22 protein-coding genes are annotated in these 22,804 nt (G+C 44.0%); 4 read left to right on the forward strand and 18 right to left on the reverse strand.

The genetic code is table 11. The features are described from left to right. Positions 1–5 precede the first annotated feature (5 nt). From recQ to JOJ89_RS10990, 5 genes are all read right to left on the reverse strand, one after another. The gene (recQ, locus tag JOJ89_RS10970; protein WP_203287362.1) at positions 6–2,123 is read right to left on the reverse strand and encodes a DNA helicase RecQ; all 2,118 of its coding nucleotides are present in this window, start codon (positions 2,121–2,123) and stop codon (positions 6–8) included. A gap of 119 nt (positions 2,124–2,242) precedes the next feature. Next, a complete protein-coding gene (locus JOJ89_RS10975; protein WP_029280848.1) occupies positions 2,243–2,440 on the reverse strand; it encodes a cold-inducible protein YdjO-related protein in 198 nt (65 codons plus the stop codon). A gap of 246 nt (positions 2,441–2,686) precedes the next feature. Then, a complete protein-coding gene (locus JOJ89_RS10980; RefSeq protein ID WP_029280847.1) occupies positions 2,687–2,896 on the reverse strand; it encodes a cold-inducible protein YdjO-related protein in 210 nt (69 codons plus the stop codon). Between the two features lie 125 nt (positions 2,897–3,021). After that, positions 3,022–4,131 (reverse strand): ATP-binding protein, encoded by a 1,110-nt coding sequence (locus tag JOJ89_RS10985; RefSeq protein ID WP_051865306.1) that lies wholly within the window; start codon positions 4,129–4,131, stop codon positions 3,022–3,024. Next, entirely contained in the window at positions 4,106–4,798 is a 693-nt protein-coding gene (locus JOJ89_RS10990) for a cobalamin B12-binding domain-containing protein (protein ID WP_029280845.1), read from the reverse strand. Before JOJ89_RS10990 ends, JOJ89_RS10985 begins: the two co-directional genes overlap by 26 nt. A 224-nt stretch (positions 4,799–5,022) precedes the next feature. On the opposite strand from JOJ89_RS10990, the gene JOJ89_RS10995 reads away from it, so the two are divergent. Continuing rightward, complete coding sequence (locus JOJ89_RS10995) at positions 5,023–6,213, forward strand: alanyl-tRNA editing protein (RefSeq protein WP_203287364.1); 1,191 nt, start codon at positions 5,023–5,025, stop codon at positions 6,211–6,213. Here JOJ89_RS10995 and JOJ89_RS11000 read toward each other — a convergent pair. The 9 genes from JOJ89_RS11000 to JOJ89_RS11040 form a co-directional block, all read right to left on the reverse strand. Further along, positions 6,210–6,947, reverse strand: a complete 738-nt coding sequence (locus JOJ89_RS11000) for an SDR family NAD(P)-dependent oxidoreductase (protein ID WP_203287366.1) — start codon at positions 6,945–6,947, stop codon at positions 6,210–6,212. The genes JOJ89_RS10995 and JOJ89_RS11000 overlap by 4 nt on opposite strands. A gap of 163 nt (positions 6,948–7,110) precedes the next feature. Then, on the reverse strand, positions 7,111–8,118 hold the full coding sequence (locus tag JOJ89_RS11005) for a class I SAM-dependent methyltransferase (protein ID WP_203290320.1): 1,008 nt from the start codon (positions 8,116–8,118) through the stop codon (positions 7,111–7,113). Next, on the reverse strand, positions 8,118–9,443 hold the full coding sequence (locus tag JOJ89_RS11010) for an FAD-dependent oxidoreductase (RefSeq protein WP_203287368.1): 1,326 nt from the start codon (positions 9,441–9,443) through the stop codon (positions 8,118–8,120). The genes JOJ89_RS11005 and JOJ89_RS11010 overlap by 1 nt, the downstream gene beginning before the upstream one ends. Positions 9,444–10,309: 866 nt before the next feature. Further along, complete coding sequence (locus JOJ89_RS11015) at positions 10,310–11,170, reverse strand: GNAT family N-acetyltransferase (RefSeq protein WP_203287370.1); 861 nt, start codon at positions 11,168–11,170, stop codon at positions 10,310–10,312. A gap of 98 nt (positions 11,171–11,268) precedes the next feature. Next, positions 11,269–12,708 carry a phospholipase D family protein gene (locus JOJ89_RS11020; RefSeq protein WP_242524595.1) on the reverse strand — a complete coding sequence of 480 codons (1,440 nt, stop codon included), beginning with the start codon at positions 12,706–12,708 and terminating at the stop codon, positions 11,269–11,271. A gap of 112 nt (positions 12,709–12,820) precedes the next feature. Next, positions 12,821–13,312 carry a YhcN/YlaJ family sporulation lipoprotein gene (locus JOJ89_RS11025; protein ID WP_203287372.1) on the reverse strand — a complete coding sequence of 164 codons (492 nt, stop codon included), beginning with the start codon at positions 13,310–13,312 and terminating at the stop codon, positions 12,821–12,823. 123 nt (positions 13,313–13,435) lie between these two features. Further along, a complete protein-coding gene (locus JOJ89_RS11030) occupies positions 13,436–14,227 on the reverse strand; it encodes an STAS domain-containing protein (protein ID WP_203287374.1) in 792 nt (263 codons plus the stop codon). Between the two features lie 150 nt (positions 14,228–14,377). Next, on the reverse strand, positions 14,378–15,163 hold the full coding sequence (locus JOJ89_RS11035) for a glucose-1-dehydrogenase (RefSeq protein WP_029280834.1): 786 nt from the start codon (positions 15,161–15,163) through the stop codon (positions 14,378–14,380). Between the two features lie 15 nt (positions 15,164–15,178). After that, positions 15,179–16,030 carry a GRP family sugar transporter gene (locus JOJ89_RS11040; RefSeq protein ID WP_029280833.1) on the reverse strand — a complete coding sequence of 284 codons (852 nt, stop codon included), beginning with the start codon at positions 16,028–16,030 and terminating at the stop codon, positions 15,179–15,181. A 183-nt stretch (positions 16,031–16,213) separates the two neighbouring features. Between JOJ89_RS11040 and JOJ89_RS11045 the strand changes: the two genes are divergently transcribed. Both JOJ89_RS11045 and JOJ89_RS11050 read left to right on the forward strand, forming a co-directional pair. After that, positions 16,214–16,420: a hypothetical protein gene (locus JOJ89_RS11045; protein WP_029280832.1), complete on the forward strand. Its 207-nt coding sequence runs from the start codon at positions 16,214–16,216 to the stop codon at positions 16,418–16,420. 205 nt (positions 16,421–16,625) lie between these two features. Beyond that, complete coding sequence (locus JOJ89_RS11050) at positions 16,626–18,113, forward strand: aldehyde dehydrogenase family protein (protein WP_029280831.1); 1,488 nt, start codon at positions 16,626–16,628, stop codon at positions 18,111–18,113. A gap of 118 nt (positions 18,114–18,231) precedes the next feature. Here JOJ89_RS11050 and JOJ89_RS11055 read toward each other — a convergent pair whose 3' ends face one another. Then, positions 18,232–18,435: a DUF6501 family protein gene (locus tag JOJ89_RS11055; RefSeq protein ID WP_029280830.1), complete on the reverse strand. Its 204-nt coding sequence runs from the start codon at positions 18,433–18,435 to the stop codon at positions 18,232–18,234. 118 nt (positions 18,436–18,553) lie between these two features. Here JOJ89_RS11055 and JOJ89_RS11060 point away from each other — a divergent pair, with 118 nt between their 5' ends. Continuing rightward, positions 18,554–20,428, forward strand: a complete 1,875-nt coding sequence (locus JOJ89_RS11060) for a terpene cyclase/mutase family protein (protein WP_203287376.1) — start codon at positions 18,554–18,556, stop codon at positions 20,426–20,428. A gap of 83 nt (positions 20,429–20,511) precedes the next feature. Here JOJ89_RS11060 and JOJ89_RS11065 read toward each other — a convergent pair whose 3' ends face one another. From JOJ89_RS11065 to JOJ89_RS11075, 3 genes are read right to left on the reverse strand one after another with little or no spacing between them, the layout of a single operon-like run. Further along, a complete protein-coding gene (locus JOJ89_RS11065) occupies positions 20,512–20,811 on the reverse strand; it encodes an RNA polymerase alpha subunit C-terminal domain-containing protein (RefSeq protein WP_029280827.1) in 300 nt (99 codons plus the stop codon). Between the two features lie 44 nt (positions 20,812–20,855). Next, entirely contained in the window at positions 20,856–22,007 is a 1,152-nt protein-coding gene (locus JOJ89_RS11070) for a GNAT family N-acetyltransferase (protein ID WP_029280826.1), read from the reverse strand. A 17-nt stretch (positions 22,008–22,024) separates the two neighbouring features. Further along, on the reverse strand, positions 22,025–22,795 hold the full coding sequence (locus JOJ89_RS11075) for an SDR family oxidoreductase (RefSeq protein WP_203287378.1): 771 nt from the start codon (positions 22,793–22,795) through the stop codon (positions 22,025–22,027). Positions 22,796–22,804 lie beyond the last annotated feature (9 nt).

The raw sequence follows: 22,804 nt of genomic DNA on the forward strand, positions 1-22,804 counted from the left end.
TTTGATCAATGAACTTCTTTCATGCTCTCTCTTTTTACAATGGCAGCTTTAATCATAAAATAGGTCACATCGTTTGGAAGACTTTCTTTAATGGGTTTCAGCACATCTGTGCCGTGTGCGTCAATCGCCGCTTCTATCTCCCCGGCATATTCATCCGGAACCCAGCTGTCCGTGTCGATATTCAGGCCTTCTTTTGCGCAGCGCAGCAGATGATTTTCAACTGTGACAGGAGACAAATCTCTCTTTCCGGCTATTTCTTTAACAGATAAACCTTCCTGATAAAGCTTTAGCGTATCAAGATGCGAAGATTCTTTTCGCTCTTTTTTTACGCGTCCGGGCTCTTCTTTTTCTGGAAGATCCTTTAAAAAGGCTGAAATCGCATCTGCAAAAATGCGGCCGTATTTTTGGTGTTTTACTTCTCCTACTCCCTGGACAGAGAGGAATGCTTCTTTCGTCTCAGGTTTCTGAAGACTCATATCCTTCAGCGTTTTATCCGAGAAGATAACAAACGGAGGAACATTTTCTTCTTCGGCCAGCTGTTTCCTTACAGCCTTAAGTACAAGGAAAAGCTCGTCATCAGGAGCCTTTTGCACAATCCGTGTTTGCTCTTTTCTAGTAACAGTTTCCAAGCCTTTTAAAACCTGCAGCCCCTTCTCCTCGATGATAAGCACCGGAAACTGTCCGCCTGTTATCGAAATAAACTGTTCTGAGGTCAGAAAATCAATAAATTCACTGACTTCTTTTGCTGTTTTATGTTTCAGGATCCCGTAAGTAGACAACTCGTGAAAGTTAAAATCCTTGATTTTTTTGTTAGATGAACCAGTCAGCACCTGGCTGATCATCGTCTTGCCAAATTTCTGCCCCATGCGGATCATACATGACAAGACCATTTGGGCTTCTTTTGAGACATCCTCGCTAGTCCGCTCATCTTTGCAGTTGCTGCATTTTCCGCATGGCTCAGCTGCTTCGTCCCCAAAATAGGACAGGATGTAGGATTGAAGGCAGCCTTCTGTGTAGCAAAAATCACGCATTTGATGCAGTTTAACGAGCTCTGAATGCTGTCTCTCCTTATGAAAGGATGATTGGTCGATCAAATACCGCTGAACCTGAACATCTTGTGCAGAGAACAAAAGGATGCATTCACTTTCAAGCCCGTCTCGGCCTGCCCTTCCCGCTTCCTGGTAGTAGCTTTCCATATTTTTTGGCATTTGAAAGTGGATGACATAACGCACATTTGATTTATTAATGCCCATTCCGAATGCATTTGTTGCAATCATGACCTGAACGTCGTCATTTAGAAATAGATCCTGGGCACTGGTCCTATCTGCATCGCTCATACCACCATGATATTTCCCCGCCCTGATCCCCTTCTTTGAGAGACGTTCATACAGCTGATCTGCAACTTTTCGAGTGGCTGTATAAATAATACCTGTATCTTCACTGCGGCCGGCAATGTACTTCTCTAAAAAGGGAATCCTGTCCCCGTCTCTGCTTACGCGAAACGAAAGGTTTTCTCTTTCAAACCCAGTTACAGTAGTATGCTCACCCAATATGCCGAGAGTGCTGCAGATGTCTTTCCTTACCTGGGGTGTGGCGGTTGCAGTCAGCGCAAGAAAAACAGGGTTTGAAGGAAGGGCTGTTTTCAAATCCGTTATTTTTAAATAACTTGGACGGAAATCATGGCCCCACTGCGAAATACAATGAGCTTCGTCTACAGCGACAAGCGAAACGTCCATCGACGTGAGCTGCTCCATAAAAACCGGGGATTCGAGTCTTTCAGGAGCAATATAAAGAATGGTATAAAGACCATTCCTTAAGTCTGCAAGCCTTGATGTTGTTTCCGAATGGGAAAGGGTGCTGTTCAGGAAGGTCGCTTTAATGCCTGCTTGGTCAAGAGAATCTACTTGATCTTTCATTAAGGAGATGAGCGGAGAAATGACGAGGGTAATTCCCGGCAGGATCAGAGCCGGAATCTGGTAGCAGATCGACTTTCCCCCTCCGGTGGGCATAATGCCTGCTGCATGCTTTCTATTAAGGACATTTGTAATGATTTCTTCCTGTCCCGGCCTGAAAGCTGAATAGCCGAAATAATGCTTCAAATGTTCTTTTGCCTGATCTAGCACCTTAAAATCACTCCAGTAAACGTTTTTTCTTATTATTTTACATGGGATCATTCTTTCTGGCTATGAAATTGGCGAAAATCAACTTTTGCTGAAATAAAAAAAACTCCGTTATGGAGTTCTTAATATTTTTTATGGTTATTAATGACTTCAAGTTCTTTTGTGCTTGATTTCATTTCGCTCTTGCAAAGCGGACAGACAGGAATCTCGCTTTCGCTGCTTTTGAAGTTGTCTCTGACCCAGCCTTTACAGCTGTCTGATGTGCAGATCCACACCTTCGTTTCTTCAGTAATAATTTCTTCAGGCTTTTTCCTGTACATTCATGACTCTCCTCTCTGATCTTATCAATGTTTACAGAAAATCATAAACGTGATGACAAAAAAAATTCACTGCTTATAAAAAGTACCCTTGACGTGATGACTCTTTATACCCAGTGAATAGCGTCTTTTCATTATAACAAATTTTTGCAGTTTTCGTCAACAGACCCTCTTGCTGCAGCTCTGCTTTCGTCCAGCATGCCTGACCTTAACTAAAAGGAATAGGCTGCCGTTATAGGCAGCCTGCACTTATTTACTGAAAGGATTATAATCCATTTTAATTTGGGGAAGTTCACGCACTTCTTCTGCCATAGTGCTTCCGCACATCGGACATGACAGATCTTCCGTTGAAAAATCTTTTCTCATCCAGCCGTTGCAGGACTCGGATTCGCAAGCGTATACAGTTGTATCTTCGATGATAGTAACTGGCTCTTCAGCACCCTTTTTAGCAAAGTACATGCGCATAACTCCTTTTTTTAACTAGTATACGCTTAAAATAGAATTTTATTTCTTTTTTTGACTGATCATGCACTTTGTTTTAGTATGTGCGAAAAAACCGGATTGCGGCACAATCCGGTTTTTTCTTATTTAACAGGGAGGGTAATGCTGAAAGCAGATCCATACCCTTCCTCACTGATGACATCAATATTCCCGTTATTGGCTTTAACGATTTCCATGCAGACAGAGAGTCCGATGCCGGTTCCCTGTTCTTTTGTTGTGAAAAAAGGCTTAAACAGAGAATTCAGGGTATCCTGGCTCATTCCGATTCCGTTATCTTTCACCTGAATTACGATTTTGCCGCTGTCAAGCCTAGTCGTAATGGATATGTTTCCGTTTTTTTTCTGCTTGCTGATCTGAATAGCTTCCATTGCATTTCGCATCATGTTCAGGAGTACTTGCTTCATCTGTTTAATATCAACATTCAGATAGACTTCCTCATCAATGATGCTGCACGTTAATTCGCAATTTGTCAGGATGGCTTCGCTTTTGCAGATCAGGACAATATCATTCAGAAGTTTGCTTAAAAGCACAGGCTGTTTCGTTTCAATCGGCGTTTTTGAATTATTGAGAAATTCGTAAATGATTTCATTAGCGCGGTTCAGCTCTTCAAGCGCAACATCGGCATAGTGCCCTTTTCCAATCTCAATTAAATGCGGCTTCAGGAGCTGCAGAAAACCTTTAACGCTTGTCAGCGGATTGCGTATTTCATGTGCGATGCTTGCAGCAATCTGACCTACGGTTGCCAGACTGTCCTGCTTAATGGCTATTTCTTTCATCTGCTGAAGAGACTTTTCGAGCTGTTCCTGTTTTTCCAGGAGATTTAAATTAGCATACAGCAAATCACCTTCAAGCGTTTTTACTGCCTGATAAATCTGATCGACACTTTCCTCTTTGTCTATGCAGAATATATGGATGAAATTTTTCCCCTCATATTGAATATAGACATCAAAAAGCGTCATCGGGTTTGACTTTGTTTTTAAATTCAGCTCTATTTTTGTAATCGACGGCGTGTCGAGAATAAATTTTGCCGCTTTTTTCTTGCTACCGATTCCTACAACATCAAGAAAGTTTAATTCTTCATCGAAAATAGTAAACGTACATCTTGATACTGAAACAATATTCAGCTTTCTGTCCACCAGAAAGTAAGGAAATGGGATTTTATCATATTTACTTGCGATTAATTGCATTTCCATGGCGTTCAGTCCTTGAATTAGAATTTTGAAGCCAGCTTGTCAGCTGGACTATGTTTTGAATCACCACGGTGTTTGGAGGGCAGTAATAATCGACATCAAAATCACTTGTCTGTTTTCCGCCAAGCATAACAGTTGGGGAAAATGACAGATTCTGCAATTGCGAGACGTATTCAATAACAGCTGGAATATTTGAAACAAGACTGGTTGTGAATCCAATCACATCAGGCTTCCAGCGTTCGGCGTACTGACAAATGTAATCCATCGAAACATTTGATTCAATGCAGCATGCTTCCCAGCCAAATTCTCTAAACAAGAAAGAAGTCATAATGCCTCCGACCGCATGATCTTCATTTCTCATAGAAAGCAGCATAACGCGCGGTTTAACTGCTGCAGGCAGTGATAAATTGGAGTGTGTATGTATTTTTTCAACTTTTTGGTAGTAATAGGTTGCAATCATCGATTTGCAGACAGCCGCTGCAACATATTCATCCGCTACTGTTGCGCGATTCATTTCCCAGAGTTCCAGTACATTGTCCATAGTATCTGATAAAAAGCCATACACCTCAGTGCTTGTCGTATCCGTTTCTAGCAGACTGTTCAATAAGCTCCACGAAAGGCCAAGTTCCCCATCAATAAACAATTGACTCATTTCTTCTACGGGATTCATAAAAATCACCTACCAATCGTTTGTATGTTTTTATCAGCCTGAGGACAACGGAAAAGGGATTGCGCAATATAAGATTGTTAGATTAAGCGTAACACATAACGTGTTAAGTAGATACAACAATTCCTTCGTATTGCTAATTTTTCTGAAATCTTAACAATCTTTACGCAAATTCACTCCGTTTTTGATAGAATGTAAGACATTCCACGACGAAAGGACTAACCTTTATGACTGAAAAGCTCTATTATACTTCCCCAAAAACGTTTGAATGGCAGACGGAGATTGTCCGCTGTACAGTTATAGATGGGAGAAAAGCTGTTGTTCTCAAAGAGAGCGCCTTTTATCCTGAAGGCGGCGGCCAGCCATCTGATATCGGGACGATCGCAGCGGTTCCAGTTCTTGATTTAATAGAAGATGAGAATGAACTTTACCATATTGTGTCTGAATATCCTGCAGGGATGTCTGCAAACTGCTTTCTCGACAGCCGCCGCAGAATAGATCACATGCAGCATCACTCAGGACAGCACCTTCTGTCGGCGGTGTGCCTTGAACTGTACGGTTATGAAACTGAAAGCTTTCATCTTGGATCAGAGACCGTCACGATCGATCTGAATACTCCGCACTTATCTGAAGATCAAATGACCGAAATTGAAAACAAAGCCAATCACTATATCTTTGAAAATCGAAAAATCCGTACCTTTTTTGCCGGTTCAGATGATCTTAAAAACCTGCCGCTGCGAAAGGTTCCAGAAGTGGATGGACCCCTTCGCATTGTTCAAATTGATGGGATCGATACCTCAGCATGCTGCGGTACACACACAGCAGGAACAGGTGAAATTGGCCTTGTGAAGCTCTTGAAAACGGAAAAACAAAAAGGAAGGATCAGGCTTCATTTTATATGCGGCTTTCGGGCTCTGTCAGAGTTTCAGGAAGCACATAGACTTGTTAAACATACAGCGCGCTTTTTTCAATCCTCACAGACAGAGATCCCTGAGCGGCTCCGTTCAATAGAACAGGAAATGAAACAGCTGCACAAAGAATTGGAATTTCTAAAAGCTGAGAATGCTTTATTGCTAGCAGAAAAAATGAACAATGACCAGCCTGGAAAAATGGCAGCAGTCCTCAAAGAAAGATCATCGCTGAAAGACCTTCAGTTCCTGGCGGCAGCATTTCATGAAAGCGGAAAGGATATTGTCCTGCTGGGTTCGAAGAGTGAACACGCAGTTCTGTTCAGTCAAAAAAACAGCATTCATGCCGGCCATACAATTAGAGAGTGCCTGAAAGCGTTCAGCGGCAAAGGCGGCGGAAGCGAAAATCAGGCACAGGCTAAATTAGCAGACAGCAATGAAACGGAATCATTCTTTCGAGCTATGAAAGAGCAGATCATACAAGCATCTGAGGATCGTCCGCTGAACTAAATGCCAAATGTGTGACCGCCATTCACTGTAATCGTTTGTCCTGTTATATAAGCTGACTCATCTGACGCCAGAAAGGCAACCGTCTTGGCTAGCTCCTCAGGTGTTCCCATTCTATTAAGTGGAACGCCTGATTTATAGGCGGCAAGGTCATCTGCCCCAACATCACGATGACGCTCTACCGGAATAAAGCCCGGATTGACTAAATTAACCCGGATGCCGTATTCTCCGAGTTCACTTGCCCATGACCTGGTCATTCCTAGCATGGCTGATTTTGCCGTTACATAACTTGAAAAATGAGAGTTTCCCAGAGTTATGACTTCACTGCCGATATGTATAACTGAACCGTTTCTTTTTTGCTTCATTCCAGGCAGAACTTTTTTCAGCAGAAGCAGCGGAGCTTTTACGAAAAAGACAAGCTGGTCTTCGTAGTCTTTCCATGTTGCCTCTTCCAATGACAGCTCCGGCTGAGGACCTGTGGCATTATTAACAAGTATGTCATACGTCCTTCCCCCGGCTGCCTGTCTGATTCCTTCCTCGGAAGTAAGATCTCCCTGGGCAAGATACGCTTTTCCCCCCTGCTCTCTTATCTGTGAAAGCACGTTCAGCGCCTGCTGCTCTGACGCAGCGTAATTCAAGTAAACTTCTGCTCCCTGGCGAGCGAGCTCCAAAGCAATAGCTTTTCCCAGTCCCCGGGAAGCTCCTGTCACCAGGGCAGATTTATTTGCTAAATTCATGATATCCTCCAAAGCGGTCATATAGTATGTATGTCAAATGGTAAACACATCCAGTTCCAAGTATAATCTCAAAATCCGTAAGATTCAATTAATATAGCTTGCACCCCGAGGTTCGATTAAAAAGGCCAACTTTAAAGCAGTTGGCCTTTTTAATCGAACATATTCAATCGGCTTTTGTGCCCCCATTGTTGACAAGAATGGCAAAATACCAGCCGCCTTCACGTATGATTGGTTTCAGGCTTTGAAGCCTCATGCCGGACTGTTTTGCAAGAGCATCCAGTTCTCTTTTAGTAGGAAGGGCGTACAAATTATCAAAAGCAGTAAAAAAACTATTAAAGACACTTGAAAACTGCTTTCCATGCTTCGGCTTTCGAATTGGCGTAATAATGGTAATCATTCCATTTGGAGAAAGAGAGCTGCTTAATCTGCTGATGACCTTCGGACGTTTTTCGGGAGAGAGATAATGCAGCAGATTATTCATCATGATCAGGTCTGCTTTATTTTCCGGCGACCATTCTTCAATATCCATACAATCAATTGAAATGTTTTTGAGCTCGCTGCAGCGATGGGCGGCTTCTTCTGCCACGTCCTTATTAACCTCAACACCTGTTAATGTTAAATCCGGAAAAGACTTGGACAGCTTCTGCATGTAGCCCCCGTGTCCGCAGCCTACATCCACAACCGTATGGATGCTGTTTTTCTTCAGGATCTGCACAAGCTTAGGATAAGCCAGCTGTTCCAGCATAGCAGAGGTTTCTGCAACCGTTGCACCGTGCTGCTTATGATCAAAGGTCTGGCGTTCATCTGTTTTCATAATGGAAGGGTAAGTCAACAGTGCGGGGATGTGCAGCTCCATCATTTCTTTCAGCAAAATGCCGACAGACTTTGGATCGCGCTTGCTGTCAGGCAGCATAAAGCTTCTGGAGGTTTTAAATTTATTTCTAGGAACCTTTTTTAGATATTTAATAGAAACCCCCACTTCCACCCAGCGTTCGAGAATCTCTGTTTCTAGTGAATGACTTGCTGCAACCTCTTCAATCGTTTTTGGTGATTTGAATATTTCAAATAGATCAAGTTCATACCCGACATATGCGTGCCAGCTGTATAAAAACGGCAAGTTCTTCTTCATCCAGCTCCTCGCTTTGAAAAGCCTTACATATTCAGCAATCATCAACGGCTGTACCTCCCTTTCGCTTCCCAAGGATAATCATTTTCATACGTGAACATGTAGCGGGTATGCAAAAATTCAATATTCTGGATTGATCTCGCCGGCATCAGGCCGATCTGAATCAGCCTGTCCACAAACGATTCCTTCCAAATTCCAAGCCCCGAAATGTTAAGCATTTGCTTTGTATGAAGCTTTTCATCATCTGTCATCTGTTTGAGGCTTCTGTTTCTGAGTGAACCAAAGTACCTGAATGGCTTTGAATAAGCGAGAGCTGACAGGTGGCTGAGGCTTAAAATGAAATCCACCCTTGATTTGCGAACTTTCTCATACCACTTTAAGTTATCCTGACTGTGTTCATTATGCCTGTACATCCAGCAAAGCAGCTCACCGAGGACATCTCCGTCCTGTATGGCAAGATTCATGCCTTCCCCTGCCATTGGATGCACGCTGTGCGCAGAATCTCCGAGAATCGCCATGTTCCCCGACACATATGAATCTGCGTGGAAGTGTACGGGAATCATCAGCTGTATTTTTTTCCACTCCCTTAGTTCGGTCACATAGCCATCAAGCTCGGGACACAACTCAATATACTTGCTGTGAAGATGTTCAATGCCCTTTGACTTGAGGGACTGATAGGCACCTGATTGGATGAGGTAAACCGTTCTGACTTCATTGTCGGGAAGGGGAAAGAGTCCGAGGAAAGCATGCGGCGTAGAGATGATCTTTCCTTCCGTCATATCTGCAGGCCTTTTGAACGTAACAGTTAAAAAGTGATGGTCATATGCATGCTCATTCAGGCTGACGTTCATCGCCTTTCTGACGTTGGATTTTCTTCCTTCAGCACCGATAAAATAATCAGCCTGAATTTCCGTTTCCTCTTTTCCTATTGATACAATCGCTGCGGAATTATCATTGAATGCCTTGAATCGTGCAGGCTGTATGTAATGGAAAGAAGGAAACTTTTTGGCTTCTTCAAGCAGCAGTTCCTTTAATTTTTCATGGGGGATCATCAAAGCAAAATTGTACTTGCTCTCAATGATTCCGTAACGCATGACAGCTGAACCAAGCAATCTATATGAACCTTTCTTCCGTTTCATTTCATTCATTTCAATTTCATTGATTCGGTGTCCTGATCTGAGAACAGGCTCTGCTAATCCGAGAGCATCAAAGATTTCAAGACTTTTTGGCTGAAGCAGCTCACCTTTATATAAATGCGGGGAGCCCTTTGTCTGTTCTACCACGCAAACATCTATCCCGCACTTGGCAAGCTTCAGAGCAGCGGTCAGCCCTCCAACCCCCCCGCCAATGACTAAAACCTGTGTTTTCATCCTCCCACCGCCTTTCACCTTTCATTTCCACAATTGGGAAACATTGAAACCATGGAATGCTCTCGGAAAAGCGGAATCAGCCGTTTAGCTCCGACAGGCAGAAAAGAAATTGACCAGAAAGGCCGGGTTTGCCTTTTTGGGCAATTTTGTTCTGACGGAGGAGTTGGCTGATGGAGGAGTTGGCTGATGGAGCTGGACAATGCGAAAAGCGGAGCCGACTATTCAACCCTTTCAGTCAGATGAAAAATCGCGTTATTCGCGCTTTTTATGAGGATACGTGTTGCCAGAATGGTACCCTTTATTCAGCCGTGAGCGATTTATAGGGTTGCATTTCGCCTGAATGGTAACCTATATTTCTGCGACAGCGTTTTATAGGGATGCATTTTGACAATATGGTACCTTCTATTCAGCCGCAACCAATTTATAGGGTTGCATGTCGCCAGTATGGTACCCTCTATTCAGCCGCAATCAATTTATAGGGTTGCATTTCGCCACTATGGTACCCTCTATTCAGCCGCAACCAATTTATAGGGTTGCATGTCGCCAGTATGGTACCCTCTATTCAGCCGCAATCAATTTATAGGGTTGCATTTCGCCACTATGGTACCCTCTATTCAGCCGCAATCAATTTATAGGGTTGCATTTCGCCAGTATGGTACCCTCTATTCAGCCGCAACCAATTTATAGGGTTGCATTTCGCCAATATGGTACCCTATGCTCACCCTCGAGCAATTTTTAAGGTGCCATTTTCCGCAAGAGCGTTGAATCACCAGCATTTCATGTAGTCATTGCTCCATCCAATCACAAAAAAAACCCAAGACTGCCGGTCAGAGGCAATCTTGAGTATAAGAGTGGATCGGAAGCATTCACACTGCCCCTTGATCTGTAAATGAAATCATCACAGAATCCTGGATCGGCTTATAGCCTATCTTCTGATAGATGCTGTTCGATGTTGGATTTGACAGGTCTGTATAGAGCGTGCAGAATGAATAATCCTTTAAAAGCTCAGTGCTCAGTGCAGCAACGCAGCTGCTCGCATATCCTCTTCCCCTGAATTTCACCGGTGTGTACACAAGGGATACCGTTATGCCGTTCTTAGTTGCCCGTGATTTTTTTGCCATCGAAACAGGCACTCCGTCAACAGACCAGATGTAAACAGAGTCCTCCGCGAGAAATTTCTTCATTCTTTCTGCTGCCTGGAGCGTCGTAATCGGAGGCTCGTTTGTAAACGTCATAAAGTCCGCCATCCACTCTGTTAAGAGCGGGAGGTGTTCAAGTTTTGCTTTATGAAAGCTTCCTTCACTGCCAGCAGCAGGCTGCACCTCATGAAGCTGATAAATTTTTTGTTCCATCACAATGTCGGCTCTACCCCCGGTCTGCACAGCCCACTCTTTGGCAAATCTCTCTGTCCAGTACCTTTCTCCGACAGCACCCGGCACAGAAACCCCTGCAGAGGTCAGCTGACTGACCATTTCAGCAATCAATCTTTCACTCATTACATCGTCATTATATGTAAGGATTAAATTATGAGGGGGTGTCATAAGAAGCGCTGACGCAACTGCCCCTTCTGTTTCCATCAGAGCCGTATATACCTCTGATGGCGGAACCGTCTTTTTGAAAACAGACAGAAGTCCGAGTGCCAAGTTATTCTCTGCTTCCTGTCTCATAAGCAGCGGTTCTGATTTTTCAATGTACTTGCGGCGGTCTTTGTATTCTTTAAGCATCATCCATTATCACCTCTAATCTTTTTATTAGATTCACCCCCTCGATTTCCCTTTAAAATTTATTATTTTCACAAAAAAAACTCCGCAGCCAATCCCGGAGTTTAGAAGGTTGTAAACCTGAAGAATTTCTGCAGAGCATAAATGCCCCTTTTGAATACCGGCATGTCATCTCTGTATTTTTCAACATTCAGCGTATATTCTGCTCCGTCATTCGTCCAGAGTTTTGTGAAATACGCTTCCACTTCTTTCATAACATCCTCATCCTGAGGGGCGGAAATTTTCAAGTCATTCTCAAGGTTAAGATCATCAAGATTACGTTTTGTGAAATTCGCCGAACCGCTGATGATCGTGGATTTCTTTTTCCCTTTAATATAAAGAAGCTTTGGATGATACTGTTCATTTGTTGTGTTATACCATCTGATACTCGCTTTGTTTTTCGTATCTTCCATCAGTTCTTCAGCAACAGGCCGGTTAGGCAGTCCGATTTTCTCCTGGCCGAAGGCATTTTGATTCGGATCAAGGATCATGTTCACCTTAACGCCGCGGTTAGATGCCTCAACGAGCGAGTTGATCACTTTTCTGTCAGCTAAATAAAACATACCCATCCAAATGACATCATTTTTTTCTGCAGCTCTGATTGACGACAGCAAATGCTCATATATTTTCCCTTCAGTCAGCACCTGCACATCTATATTCCCTTTTTCATTACCTGACTCAGTGTACTCAGGAAGCTTGGGCCCTCCGGAATAGTCCGATACAGCCTGTTCAGATTCGAGTACATCTGCAATGACATTTCCGCTTACCTGAAAAGCTGTATTGGAATGAAACCCGCTGGCATCGTGAGGATTTGCGGACGAGACTATTGCTATTTTCTCCGTTGCGACCGCCTTTCTGTGATTTGCCTTTACATTAAAGAGCTTTAAATAAGACCTTACCGTCATATCAGGAGCTGTATCTCCAAACGGATTAGTCACCCAGCCTTTTCCTGACTGGCCGAACCATTGAAAAAACGTTCTCCAGACACTGGAATACAGCGGATTTGAATCGCGGAGAGGCTCCATATCCGACAGAACGACATCTATGCCTGCATCCTTAAATGCTTCAAGCTCCTTTGATTTGTGTGACCCGTATGAGGTATTGATTTCATCTGTAATAAAGACAATCGGCATGTCGGGATTTTCTTTCTTTTTTTGAAGCAGCTTTTCTGTCAGCTGAGCACTGATATCGGGATATGATTCTCCCTTATTGTAATAGCCGTTAAACAAAAATAAATCAATCACAACAAATTCTTCAGCATCATCAATCGCTTTAAGCACAGCATCAAATATCATCCGGTCTGATTTGACCCTGTTTTCTTTATGATACGTCAGGTCATATAAAAAATCGACGTCCTCCACCTTGCGGACTTTCCCTTCATACGAAAGACCGTCTGGAAGAGGCTTATAGCTTTGATACATAACAGTACCTGTTAAAACAATAAAAATAAGCAGAATGACCAACAGGCGTTTCTTTTTATAGCCTGCAAATTTAGACCTTGACAATAAAACTCCCCCTACAACAAAATAATGGCTTTCTTTATATCCCCTTTTTCATTGATACAAAAACCTTTAACAAGAAAATAGACCGCAGACTGGCTGCGGCCCGTTCAATCAGTTATTTAGACTGGGGAAACATACGCTTCACCATTTCACCGAATTCATCTGCCAATCCTGAAACCGGCTCGCCGTTGCGGATTTTATCGCCGTAGTCTTTTACACGGTCAAAAAAGTCCGGATTTTCCGAAACAAACACGTTGTCCAAATCGCGGTCAGTTGATCGTACCTGATCGGCTACTCTGTTCTTTAAATCATCAGACAGTTTGCCTTTTGGATTGCCCTCAAGCATAACGGCTGCATAAGCCGTATTATCAAGAACAATGACATTCGCATATTTGATTTCTTTCATGTCTGCCACTTTTTTTGCTGCATCGTCGGCTACACTCATGCGGTTTTCGCGGTTTTCATTGGTTTGTTCGTCATATGTGACGTTCTTAAGCTCGTTGTTCATGATGTTGTCGTTTTCACGAGCATTGTTATCCATTCCGCATCCGGCTGCAATCAAAACAGAGAAGAAAATGGCTGTTCCTGTCATTAAGACCTTATTCATTCAGCATGCCTCCCAAATTTTTATTCACTTTATTTTCTGCAGTTGAGAACTGATTATGCAGGATGAATAAAAATTACTTAGACACAGAAGTTTTTATAGAAGACAAAAAGAAAAACAGCCCCATCAAGAAGGCTGTCCGGTAATTTTTTGGAGTGCATACCCTTTTTCTTTCCAGATATAAAAAATCCCCTGTTTGAAGGACTGAAACGTTTTTACATTCAGTGTATATCCCTGATGAGTGATATGCTGCACAAGCTTTGGGTTCATTCCTGCAAAGATGGATACGGTCCCAATAAGCCGCAGGCCTTCTGCAATTTGATTAAGATGAAACGCAATTGTTTCATCGAACGTCTCGCTTATGCCTGTAAAGTCGAAAATCATATATTCAGCTCTCCGCTCGGCGGCTTCCCTCAGGATCTTCTCTTTCATTTTTTCCATTCTTTCTTCTGTCAGAGTTCCAGTCAGAGCGATCAAAAGAGCAGAGTCGAGTGCAGTGCCGATGATGGGCGTATACATTTCCTCAAGCAGCGCTTTCCCCTCTTCTATCACATCTTCATAATCTGTTACATCACGCCATGTCAGGACAAATCCTGTCTGTTCTCCTTGAAGATTGGTCAGTTTGTCCACAACGATCTTAGCTGTGAACCGGTTAAACAGCCTGATCTGGGCACTGTGAGGAAACGGACCGTTTTGAAGAATGTCATTTTGCTTTTTCCCATGAAAGTGCCGGATATCAAATCCGATGAATGCTTCAGGATCAGCCATTCCGGCAAGCGGCCCCACTTTTGAGAGAATCTCTTTTGCCGCATGATTTATCCAGATAATGCGGTACTCATCATCTGCAAAAATTAGCCCTTCCCCTATCCGGTCCAGCAGAGAATAAACATTCATATCCTCTAAAATCGATGAACTCATTTTCACTTGCCTCTTCCCCCTAGAAGACTATTTTTCTGTATGTATTCACAATTATATCCTTTTCCACCATTTTGAAAAGAATAAACGTGCCGAGGGGTCAGTCCCGCTGTGCGTTAACACACAGCGGGACTGACCCCTCTTTCACCTTTTTTATCCTTTTCCAGCCTGGAAGCTCGGGTATTTTGTCATTCCGCCGTCTGCATAAAGGGTGATTCCTGTTACGTAGCTTGCCTCTGATGAAGCAAGGAAAGCTACACAGGCAGCGATTTCTTCCGGTTTGCCGATGTATCCCATTGGGATGAGGTCAATGACATCTTTTTTAATCTCAGGATCCGCAAATTTTTCGGCATTGATTGGTGTATCTATTGCTCCCGGCGCGATATTGTTGACGCGGATGCCGGATGAAGCGTATTCGAGTGCAAGGGTTTCAGTCAGAAGTTTAATTCCGCCTTTGCTTGCTGCATAGTGGGCAAAATGAGGCCAGGGAATCTGCTGATGCACAGATGACATATTGATGACCGATCCTTTAATATTGTGATCAAGCATATGCCTGATTGCTTCTCTGCTTCCTAAAAAACAGCCTGTCAGGTTTGTCTGTATGACTTTATTCCAGTTTTCAAGGCTCAGTTCTTCAGTGGGAATCTCAGCTTGTATTCCTGCATTATTGACCATAATATCAAGTGTGCCGTAAGTATCGACTGCAAACTGGACAATACGCTTCACATCATGCTCCTGTGAGACATCACCCTGAATTTTTGAAGCCTCGCCGCCGTTTGCCTTGATCTCTTCAATGACAAGGTCGGGCTTATCATCCTCTGTTAAGTAGTTGACAACGACTTTTACGCCCTCTTTTGCAAAGCGCTGCGCAATGGCTTTTCCAAGTCCGGATGATGCCCCGGTAACAGCAGCCACTTTTCCTTTTAAGCTTTCATACATTCTGCATTCCTCCATTTACCTTTTTGTATAGCCAAGCAGCACTCCGCCTCCGATAATCAGCACGCAGCCGATAATAACAAGCACAATCTGCTTTTTTGTCTTTTTTTCACCAAGCAGAAAGATTCCGCCAAGTGTGGAAATGATGATCCCTGTCTGGGATAAAGAAAAGCTTGTGGCAACTCCGATTTTCGGAAGCGAGAGCAGCAGTCCCAGGTTTCCTGCTGCCCACATTAATCCTGTCAAAATGTTCCGCAGCGCATATTTATCAAACGGCTTGTGTCTCGCTGTTAGAATAATGGCTGCGAGCACCATCCCGATCGCCTGCGGCAAAATGGCTGCCCAGCCGTCAATCTCAAAATAACGGATGATGATGACGTAGCCAATATACCCGATTGACGAAATGAACAAAATGAATAGTCCCCGCTTCAGACTCTTGCCGGCCCCTTCTTCATCCTTCTGTCCAATGGAGGTAAATACTACTCCCGTAATGATCAGGAGGATAGCAAGGCTTCCAAGGATAACCGTCATTTTAGTGTCCCATTCTTTAAAGAGCAGAACGCCGAACAGTGTCGTCCCCAGGAGCTGCATGCCTGTTGAGATCGGCACGGTTTTGGATACGCCGATATGCTTGACACTGGCAAGCTGATTCAGCTGCCCGACCGTCCAGAAAATACCCGAGACAATTCCAATCGACCAGACAACCGGAGTGAGATCAGGAGTTGAAAAAAAGAACATAACAATGGAAAATAAAAACGCTCCTATTGTAATACCAAGTGTTTGGCTGTATGCATTACCGCCGAGCTTGACACTCACAAGGACAAGACTTCCCCACGCAACAGCGGGAATTAAAGCAAGCAATATTCCAATCATGATGATAATCCTTTCTACTATGTAGTCGTGCTGCTATTTGGACATTTGAAAGTATTATTTCCCCTTATGCAGAAAATAACACAGCCTGCCTTACTTCATTCCACTAATAAGAAAGATTGAAACAGCATGTTTATAAATGGCGCCGCTTTTTTATACTGGGTAGAAAAAGGAGGGTCAAATATGGAAGATGTTTTTGCTGAATATGGTGTGTGGGACCTCTATCTTAGAGACAGATACCCTCTTGAAGAATCAGGGATTTTCAAGGATGCTGATGCAGATGAGCTCAGAGGTTTTTTTGAAACGTTTGAGTACGATTCATATGAACAGTTTTCAACCCTCTTTCCGCTCTATTTATTTCTCAAAAAGAAGAACCGGCACTTTTGGTAAGATGCCGGTTCTTCTTTTTATATTTATCAAACCTAAAAAAATTTGCATACAAAACCCTTATTTATTGTAAATTTTGAATTTTTGATATATTATTCTATTTGTAACCGCTTACATAATGGCAGGAAATGACCTGCATCTTGTCGGCGGGTCTTCAGCACGATTTTCTACATAGGTTTTCACCACAAATATTTAGGAGGCTGATGAAATGAGTCAAGCTACACTGAAGGCTGGAGAAAAACTGGAGAAATTTCTGCAGGGAAAGAAAAAACTGTTTATTAACGGGGAATTTGTAGAAAGCATTTCTAAAAAGACATTTAATACACCTAACCCTGCGACCGGAGAAACGCTCGCTTCCGTGTACGAAGGGGATAAAGCCGACATTGATCTTGCTGTTAAAGCCGCAAGAAGAGCGTTTGACAGCGGTCCATGGTCAAAAATGAGCGCGGCTGAGCGCAGCAGATTGATGTACAAGCTTGCAGACCTGATGGAAGCCAATAAAGAAGAACTGGCACAGCTTGAAACATTAGATAACGGAAAACCGATTAATGAAACAACTAACGCTGATGTTCCGCTAGCGATTGAGCATATGCGCTATTATGCCGGCTGGTCAACAAAAATTGTCGGACAGACGATTCCTGTCAGCGGACAATATTTCAACTATACAAGACATGAAGCATTAGGGGTTGTCGGACAGATCATCCCGTGGAATTTCCCGCTGCTCATGGCGATGTGGAAGCTTGGCGCTGCTCTTGCAACGGGCTGTACAGTGGTCCTGAAGCCTGCTGAACAAACACCTCTTTCTGCCCTGTATCTGGCAGAGCTCATAGCAGAAGCCGGTTTCCCTGAAGGTGTTGTGAATATTGTACCTGGATTCGGCGAGACGGCAGGAGATGCCCTTGTCATGCATCCTGATGTTGACAAGATTGCTTTCACAGGATCAACACCTGTCGGAAAAATGATTATGGAAAAAGCGGCAAAATCGTTAAAGCGCGTTACACTTGAGCTTGGAGGGAAATCTCCAAACATCATTCTTCCGGATGCTGACCTGTCAGCAGCAGTCCCAGGTGCGCTTACTGGAGTCATGTTTAACCAGGGGCAAGTCTGCTGCGCAGGCTCCCGCGTCTTCATTCAGAAAAAGCATTATGATAATGTCGTGGCAGACATGGTGTCGCACGCTAAAAACATCCGTCAGGGAGCAGGAATTGAGCCGGAAACACAAATCGGGCCGCTCGTTTCCGACGAACAGCAAAACCGCGTGCTGAACTACATCCAGCGCGGAGTCGAAGAAGGAGCCGAAATCCTGACTGGCGGAAGCTCACCATCCGAAAATGGATACTTTGTATCCCCAACGATTTTCTCTGCTGTGAAAGATGAAATGACGATTGCAAGAGAAGAGATCTTCGGACCGGTTATCGCCGCTATGCCTTATGATGATCTTGATGAAGTGATCAACCGCGCCAACCAGAGCGAATACGGCCTGGCCGCAGGACTCTGGACCCGCGACATTGCAAACGCGCATTATGTGGCAGGCAAACTGAAAGCCGGAACGGTCTGGGTTAACTGCTACAACGCATTTGATGCCGCTTCTCCATTTGGAGGCTACAAACAATCCGGTCTTGGACGGGAAATGGGCTCGTATGCGCTCGATAACTATACAGAAGTAAAAAGTGTCTGGATCAATTTGCAGCGTTAAATGCTGTTATCCTCCCCTGCCCGCTTGAGGTCTTATTGCCTCATCGGGCATTTTTTTTGCAAGCATGCTAAAAGCCAATAAAAAAACACCGCCTGATCAATCCAGACGATGCCGCTTCTTACTTTTCCTCGAAATAATCTTTGTAAAAACCGCTTACTTTCCCATTATTGTCGATAACAAAGTAAAATTCTTCTGTTTCATTTTTCACTTCATATGTATTTCCCGCCGTTAACACCCTGTTGACCATATACTTCTCGGCGTTTGTATGTTTGCAGGTAACCGTTTTGATTGTTTCTCTGTTAAGCCAGTCCTGATGAATCATCCGTGATTCTCCTTTGCGCATTTTGACCTCATTATACTATAGAAATGTAAGTGCCGCCACCCGCTGAGTCATAACCTTCGCTCTCCGAGAATAGGCTGATGAAGATGAGGTGAAACATATGAACCTATTAAAACGGACTGAAGATGCAGTGCAAAAGCGGATATCAGAGCTCAGAGGCGTTCAAAGGCCGGATGGTTCCTTTCGCTTCTGCTTTGAGGGCGGACCTATGACTGATGCGTTTATGATCATTACGCTCAGATCCCTTGGAGATCAGGATGAACAACTGATTGAAAAACTTGTCCGGAGGCTGTTAAGAATCCAGTCTGATGACGGCATGTGGAGACTGTATGAGGATGAACAGGACGGAAATCTGACAGCAACTGTTCAGGCCTATACGGCGCTGATTATTTCAGGACACTTCACCGCTGCAAGCCCTCAACTTCAGCGTGCAGAAGCATTTATTCTCGCAAATGGCGGACTGTCTGACGTACATTTTATGACAAAATGGATGCTTGCCGTTAACGGACTTTATCCATGGCCGAAACATTTCAGATTTCCATTGTCTTACTTGCTGCTCCCGGCATCTTCCCCCTTAAGTATGTATCAGCTAAGTTCCTACGCAAGAATCCATTTTATGCCGATGATACTCGCCATGAATAAAAAGTATATCCATAAGGGACTTGGAACAGCTGACTTTTCACACCTTTATGCATCTAAACCCAAATCAATCGACTGGCTGTCCCTGCACCGTGATGTGCGATCAGGCCCAAACCTTTTCTTGCAGACGATACGCTCCCTTGCAGCCTTTCCTGCCTATCTTCATAAATCTGGATATCAGGCAGCAGAAAGATACATCCTCGACCGGGTTGAAGCAGACGGAACACTTTTCAGCTATGCAAGCGCCACGTTTTTTATGATCTACGGATTACTCGCTTTGGATTATAGTGAACAATCATCGCAAATCCAGCGTGCCCTATCAGGATTAAAATCGCTAATCTATAAAAAGGACGATCTTGCCACTCTTGAAAACTCGACATCCACTCTGTGGGACACAGCCCTTCTGAACTACAGCCTTCAATCAGCAGGTCTCAGCTGTCATGACCCGATGATTGCGGCGGCTTCTGCCTATTTGCTGAAAAGGCAGCACATCAAAAAAGCTGACTGGGCGGTTCATAATCCCAGCAAAGAAGCTGGCGGCTGGGGATTTTCAGACATCAACACAAATCATCCGGATAATGATGATACAGCTGCAGCTCTTCGGGCGTTAACACCTGCAGCAATGTATGATCCCCTCATTTTTTCCAGTTGGAACAGAGGAACATCCTGGCTGCTTTCCATGCAGAACCGTGACGGCGGGTTTTCTGCTTTTGAAAAGAATACGGGCAGTGCCCTGGCAGCTATGCTTCCTCTTGAAAATGCAGCTGATGCTGCAGCCGATCCTTCTACGGCAGACCTCACAGGGCGCGTAATTGAATATTTTGGAACCTTTGCAGAACTTAGAAAAAATCATCTTTCAGTAAAAGCTGCGGTCGGCTGGCTCAAAAGCAATCAGGAAAAAGACGGTTCCTGGTATGGCCGCTGGGGAGTCTGCTACATTTACGGGACGTGGGCAGCCATTACAGGAATGAGAGCTGCAGGTGTATCTACTAAAAACGAGTCTATTCAGAAGGCCGCAAACTGGCTGCTGAGCATCCAAAACAGAGATGGCGGATTTGGTGAATCCTGCAGAAGCTGCGAGGTAAAATCCTATGTGCCTCTTGGGTACAGCACACCGTCTCAAACAGCGTGGGCGCTTGATGCCCTTCTCACCGTTCTTGATAAAGAGCATGAGGCTGTTCAGCTTGCCGTTAACCGGCTGCTGCAGCCATTTGATCAAAAATGCGATGAATATCCTACCGGCATCGGTCTGCCAAAACAATTTTACATTCGCTATCACAGCTATGGCAGAATTTTTCCGCTGCTTGCTTTAAGTCGTTACCTGAAAATGAAGTAAAAAAGGAGCCTTTTCCTCAAGGCTCCCAATTTCTATATTCAATATAGGCTGGTGACGCTGTAAGACTTCACTTAATTGCTGGATTAATCCGTTTTCTTAAATGATAAACCGGCCTCTTTCAATGCGCCGCTTAACTTTGGGATTGAACTGGGACCGACTCCATGCAGCTTCAAGATATCCGGTTCACTATACTCTGACAGGCGCTCAAGTGAAGTAATACTGTTGCGTTCAAGAGCTCTCCTGGCAGGTGCACTTATCTTTGAAAGAAAATCACTTTCAATCTCTCTTTCTGATTCACATTTAGGGCAAGTTGGACAATCCGAGCTTTTAAAATAATTGTGGCCCTTTTTACAAGTCCTCAATGTTTTATCCGCCATCGTCATTGACCTCCATTTCACGAGAATCCTTTATTACCGGTTCAATCCTGTTAAAAGAAATCATTAAAAAACGCTTTTCTGTCCGGAATCAGCCGTTCGAGACGGGCTATTGCCTCTTCACTGCCTTCCATTTCCCCAATTTCATAAAGATCCGACGGCCGCATATATCCAAATAAGGCTGCTGTCAGCGCATTAATGGAAAGGCTGATTTCGCCCTTATCAGCGTCTGTTTTCGTCACGTTTCCATCAGTAATCTCATACGTCCCATTGTTCCAGGGAGCATATTCATCCTTGATCGTGAGGACCGTTCGTTCTTGTGATGCAAATTCATAGTTTCTTAAAAAGGCTGCTGCATCTACAATTCTCGCCATAAAGTAAGGAGTCACTTCTGCTTTAATTCTTGGCTCTTTAAGTGAATAGAAAAGAGGATCACTTTCAAACGTAGTGATTTCAAGGTCTTTGATCATCGAATCATGCTGGCAGATGAAATTCCATAACCCTGTTCTCGCTGAAGGTGTCAGCGGAACAAATTCTTCCACAGTCATCTTGGAATCTTTCACTGCATATAGGAGATACCCTTCTGCCGCACCGTTTTCATTGTAATAGACTGCTGCATAGGTATCGTCGCTGTATATGGATTGCTGCCACCATCTTGTCTCCCTTTTCAGCATGCCAGTAAATCTCGAGGCGAACTGATCATAAACCTTCTCAATTTCTTCGGAATGGCCATCCTTTCCGGCATGACGCTTTACAGTTCCAAGATCCTGTTTTTTCATGACAAGACTCTCGGATTTTAAAGATGCTTTTAAATAGCTGCTGAAAAGTTCCCACCCGTATTTCCGGTAAAAAGGAACGGAAAAGGGATGAAGCATGGAAATCGTATAGCCTTCATTTTTCATCGTCTCCAATAGGTCCGTCAGCATTTCCCGGACAAACCCGCTTCTGCGGTATTCAGGATATGTCGCTACACCGGCGACTCCGCCCATTTTTACTGTCCGTCCTCCGATATACACCTCTAAAGGCAGCAAATGAAGCTTTGCTGCAAGCTCTTCTCCTGAAAAAACACCATACAGCTGATGATGTTTATCCATCAAATCCAGCCGTTCTTCCACCTTCTCCTCAGGTACTTTGTACTGAAAAGCATATTCTGATAATTTCATTGCTTCTTTGTAATGCTCTTTTGTCAGCTTCACGACTGTCATCTTGATAGTCCCCTCTTTCATGATCGGATAAATCCGCCTTCTGAATGGATCGTCTGGCCGGTGACCCACTCGCTTTGCTCACTTGCCAAAAAGGCAATAAGCCTTGCAGCATCCTGTGGCTTACCAATTCTCCCTGCCGGGAATTTCAAAAGCAGAGAAGCCTTTATTTCATCAGTCATCCACCCTGTATCTGTCGGACCGGGATTCACGGCATTGACTGTAATCCCCTTATGGCCGATTTCAGCCGCCAGCGTTTTTGTCATGTCAGGTATACACGCTTTTGTTGCAGCATAAGCAAGCTCACCCGGCATCGGGCCAAGCGACTGTCCGGAAGTGAGGGTGATCACTCTTCCTCCCCGTCCCCTTGTAAATCGCCGCGCAAACTCGGTGCTAAGCATGATTGGGGCCCGCACATTTAGGAGATAGTGACGATCCAGAATAGCTGATGTAAGTGTTTCTGCATCGCTGAAGACAGAGTATGCTGCATTATTAATAAGAATGGCTGCCTCGCCAAGCGTTCTCTCCGCCTCGTCAAACAGCATGGAAAAAGAAGCTGCATCTGTTAAATCAAGCTCCATGCTGGCGCAGCGGACTCCCTTTTGAAAAATGCTCTCTTCCAGTTTTTCTATGTCTTCCTCTAATGAGCCCCATGGCTGCTCGGAATCATAAGGTCTGTAATAAGTAAAAAAGATATCAATGCCTGCCTCAGCAAGCTCCAGGCATATGGCTGCCCCGATTCCTGATTGTCTGCTTGCTCCGGTCACAATCGCCATTTTTCTGCTAGTCATTCATTCACC

The sequence above is a fragment of the Metabacillus sp. cB07 genome (genome assembly GCF_016839225.1).
Lineage (GTDB): Bacteria > Bacillota > Bacilli > Bacillales > Bacillaceae > Bacillus_P > Bacillus_P indicus.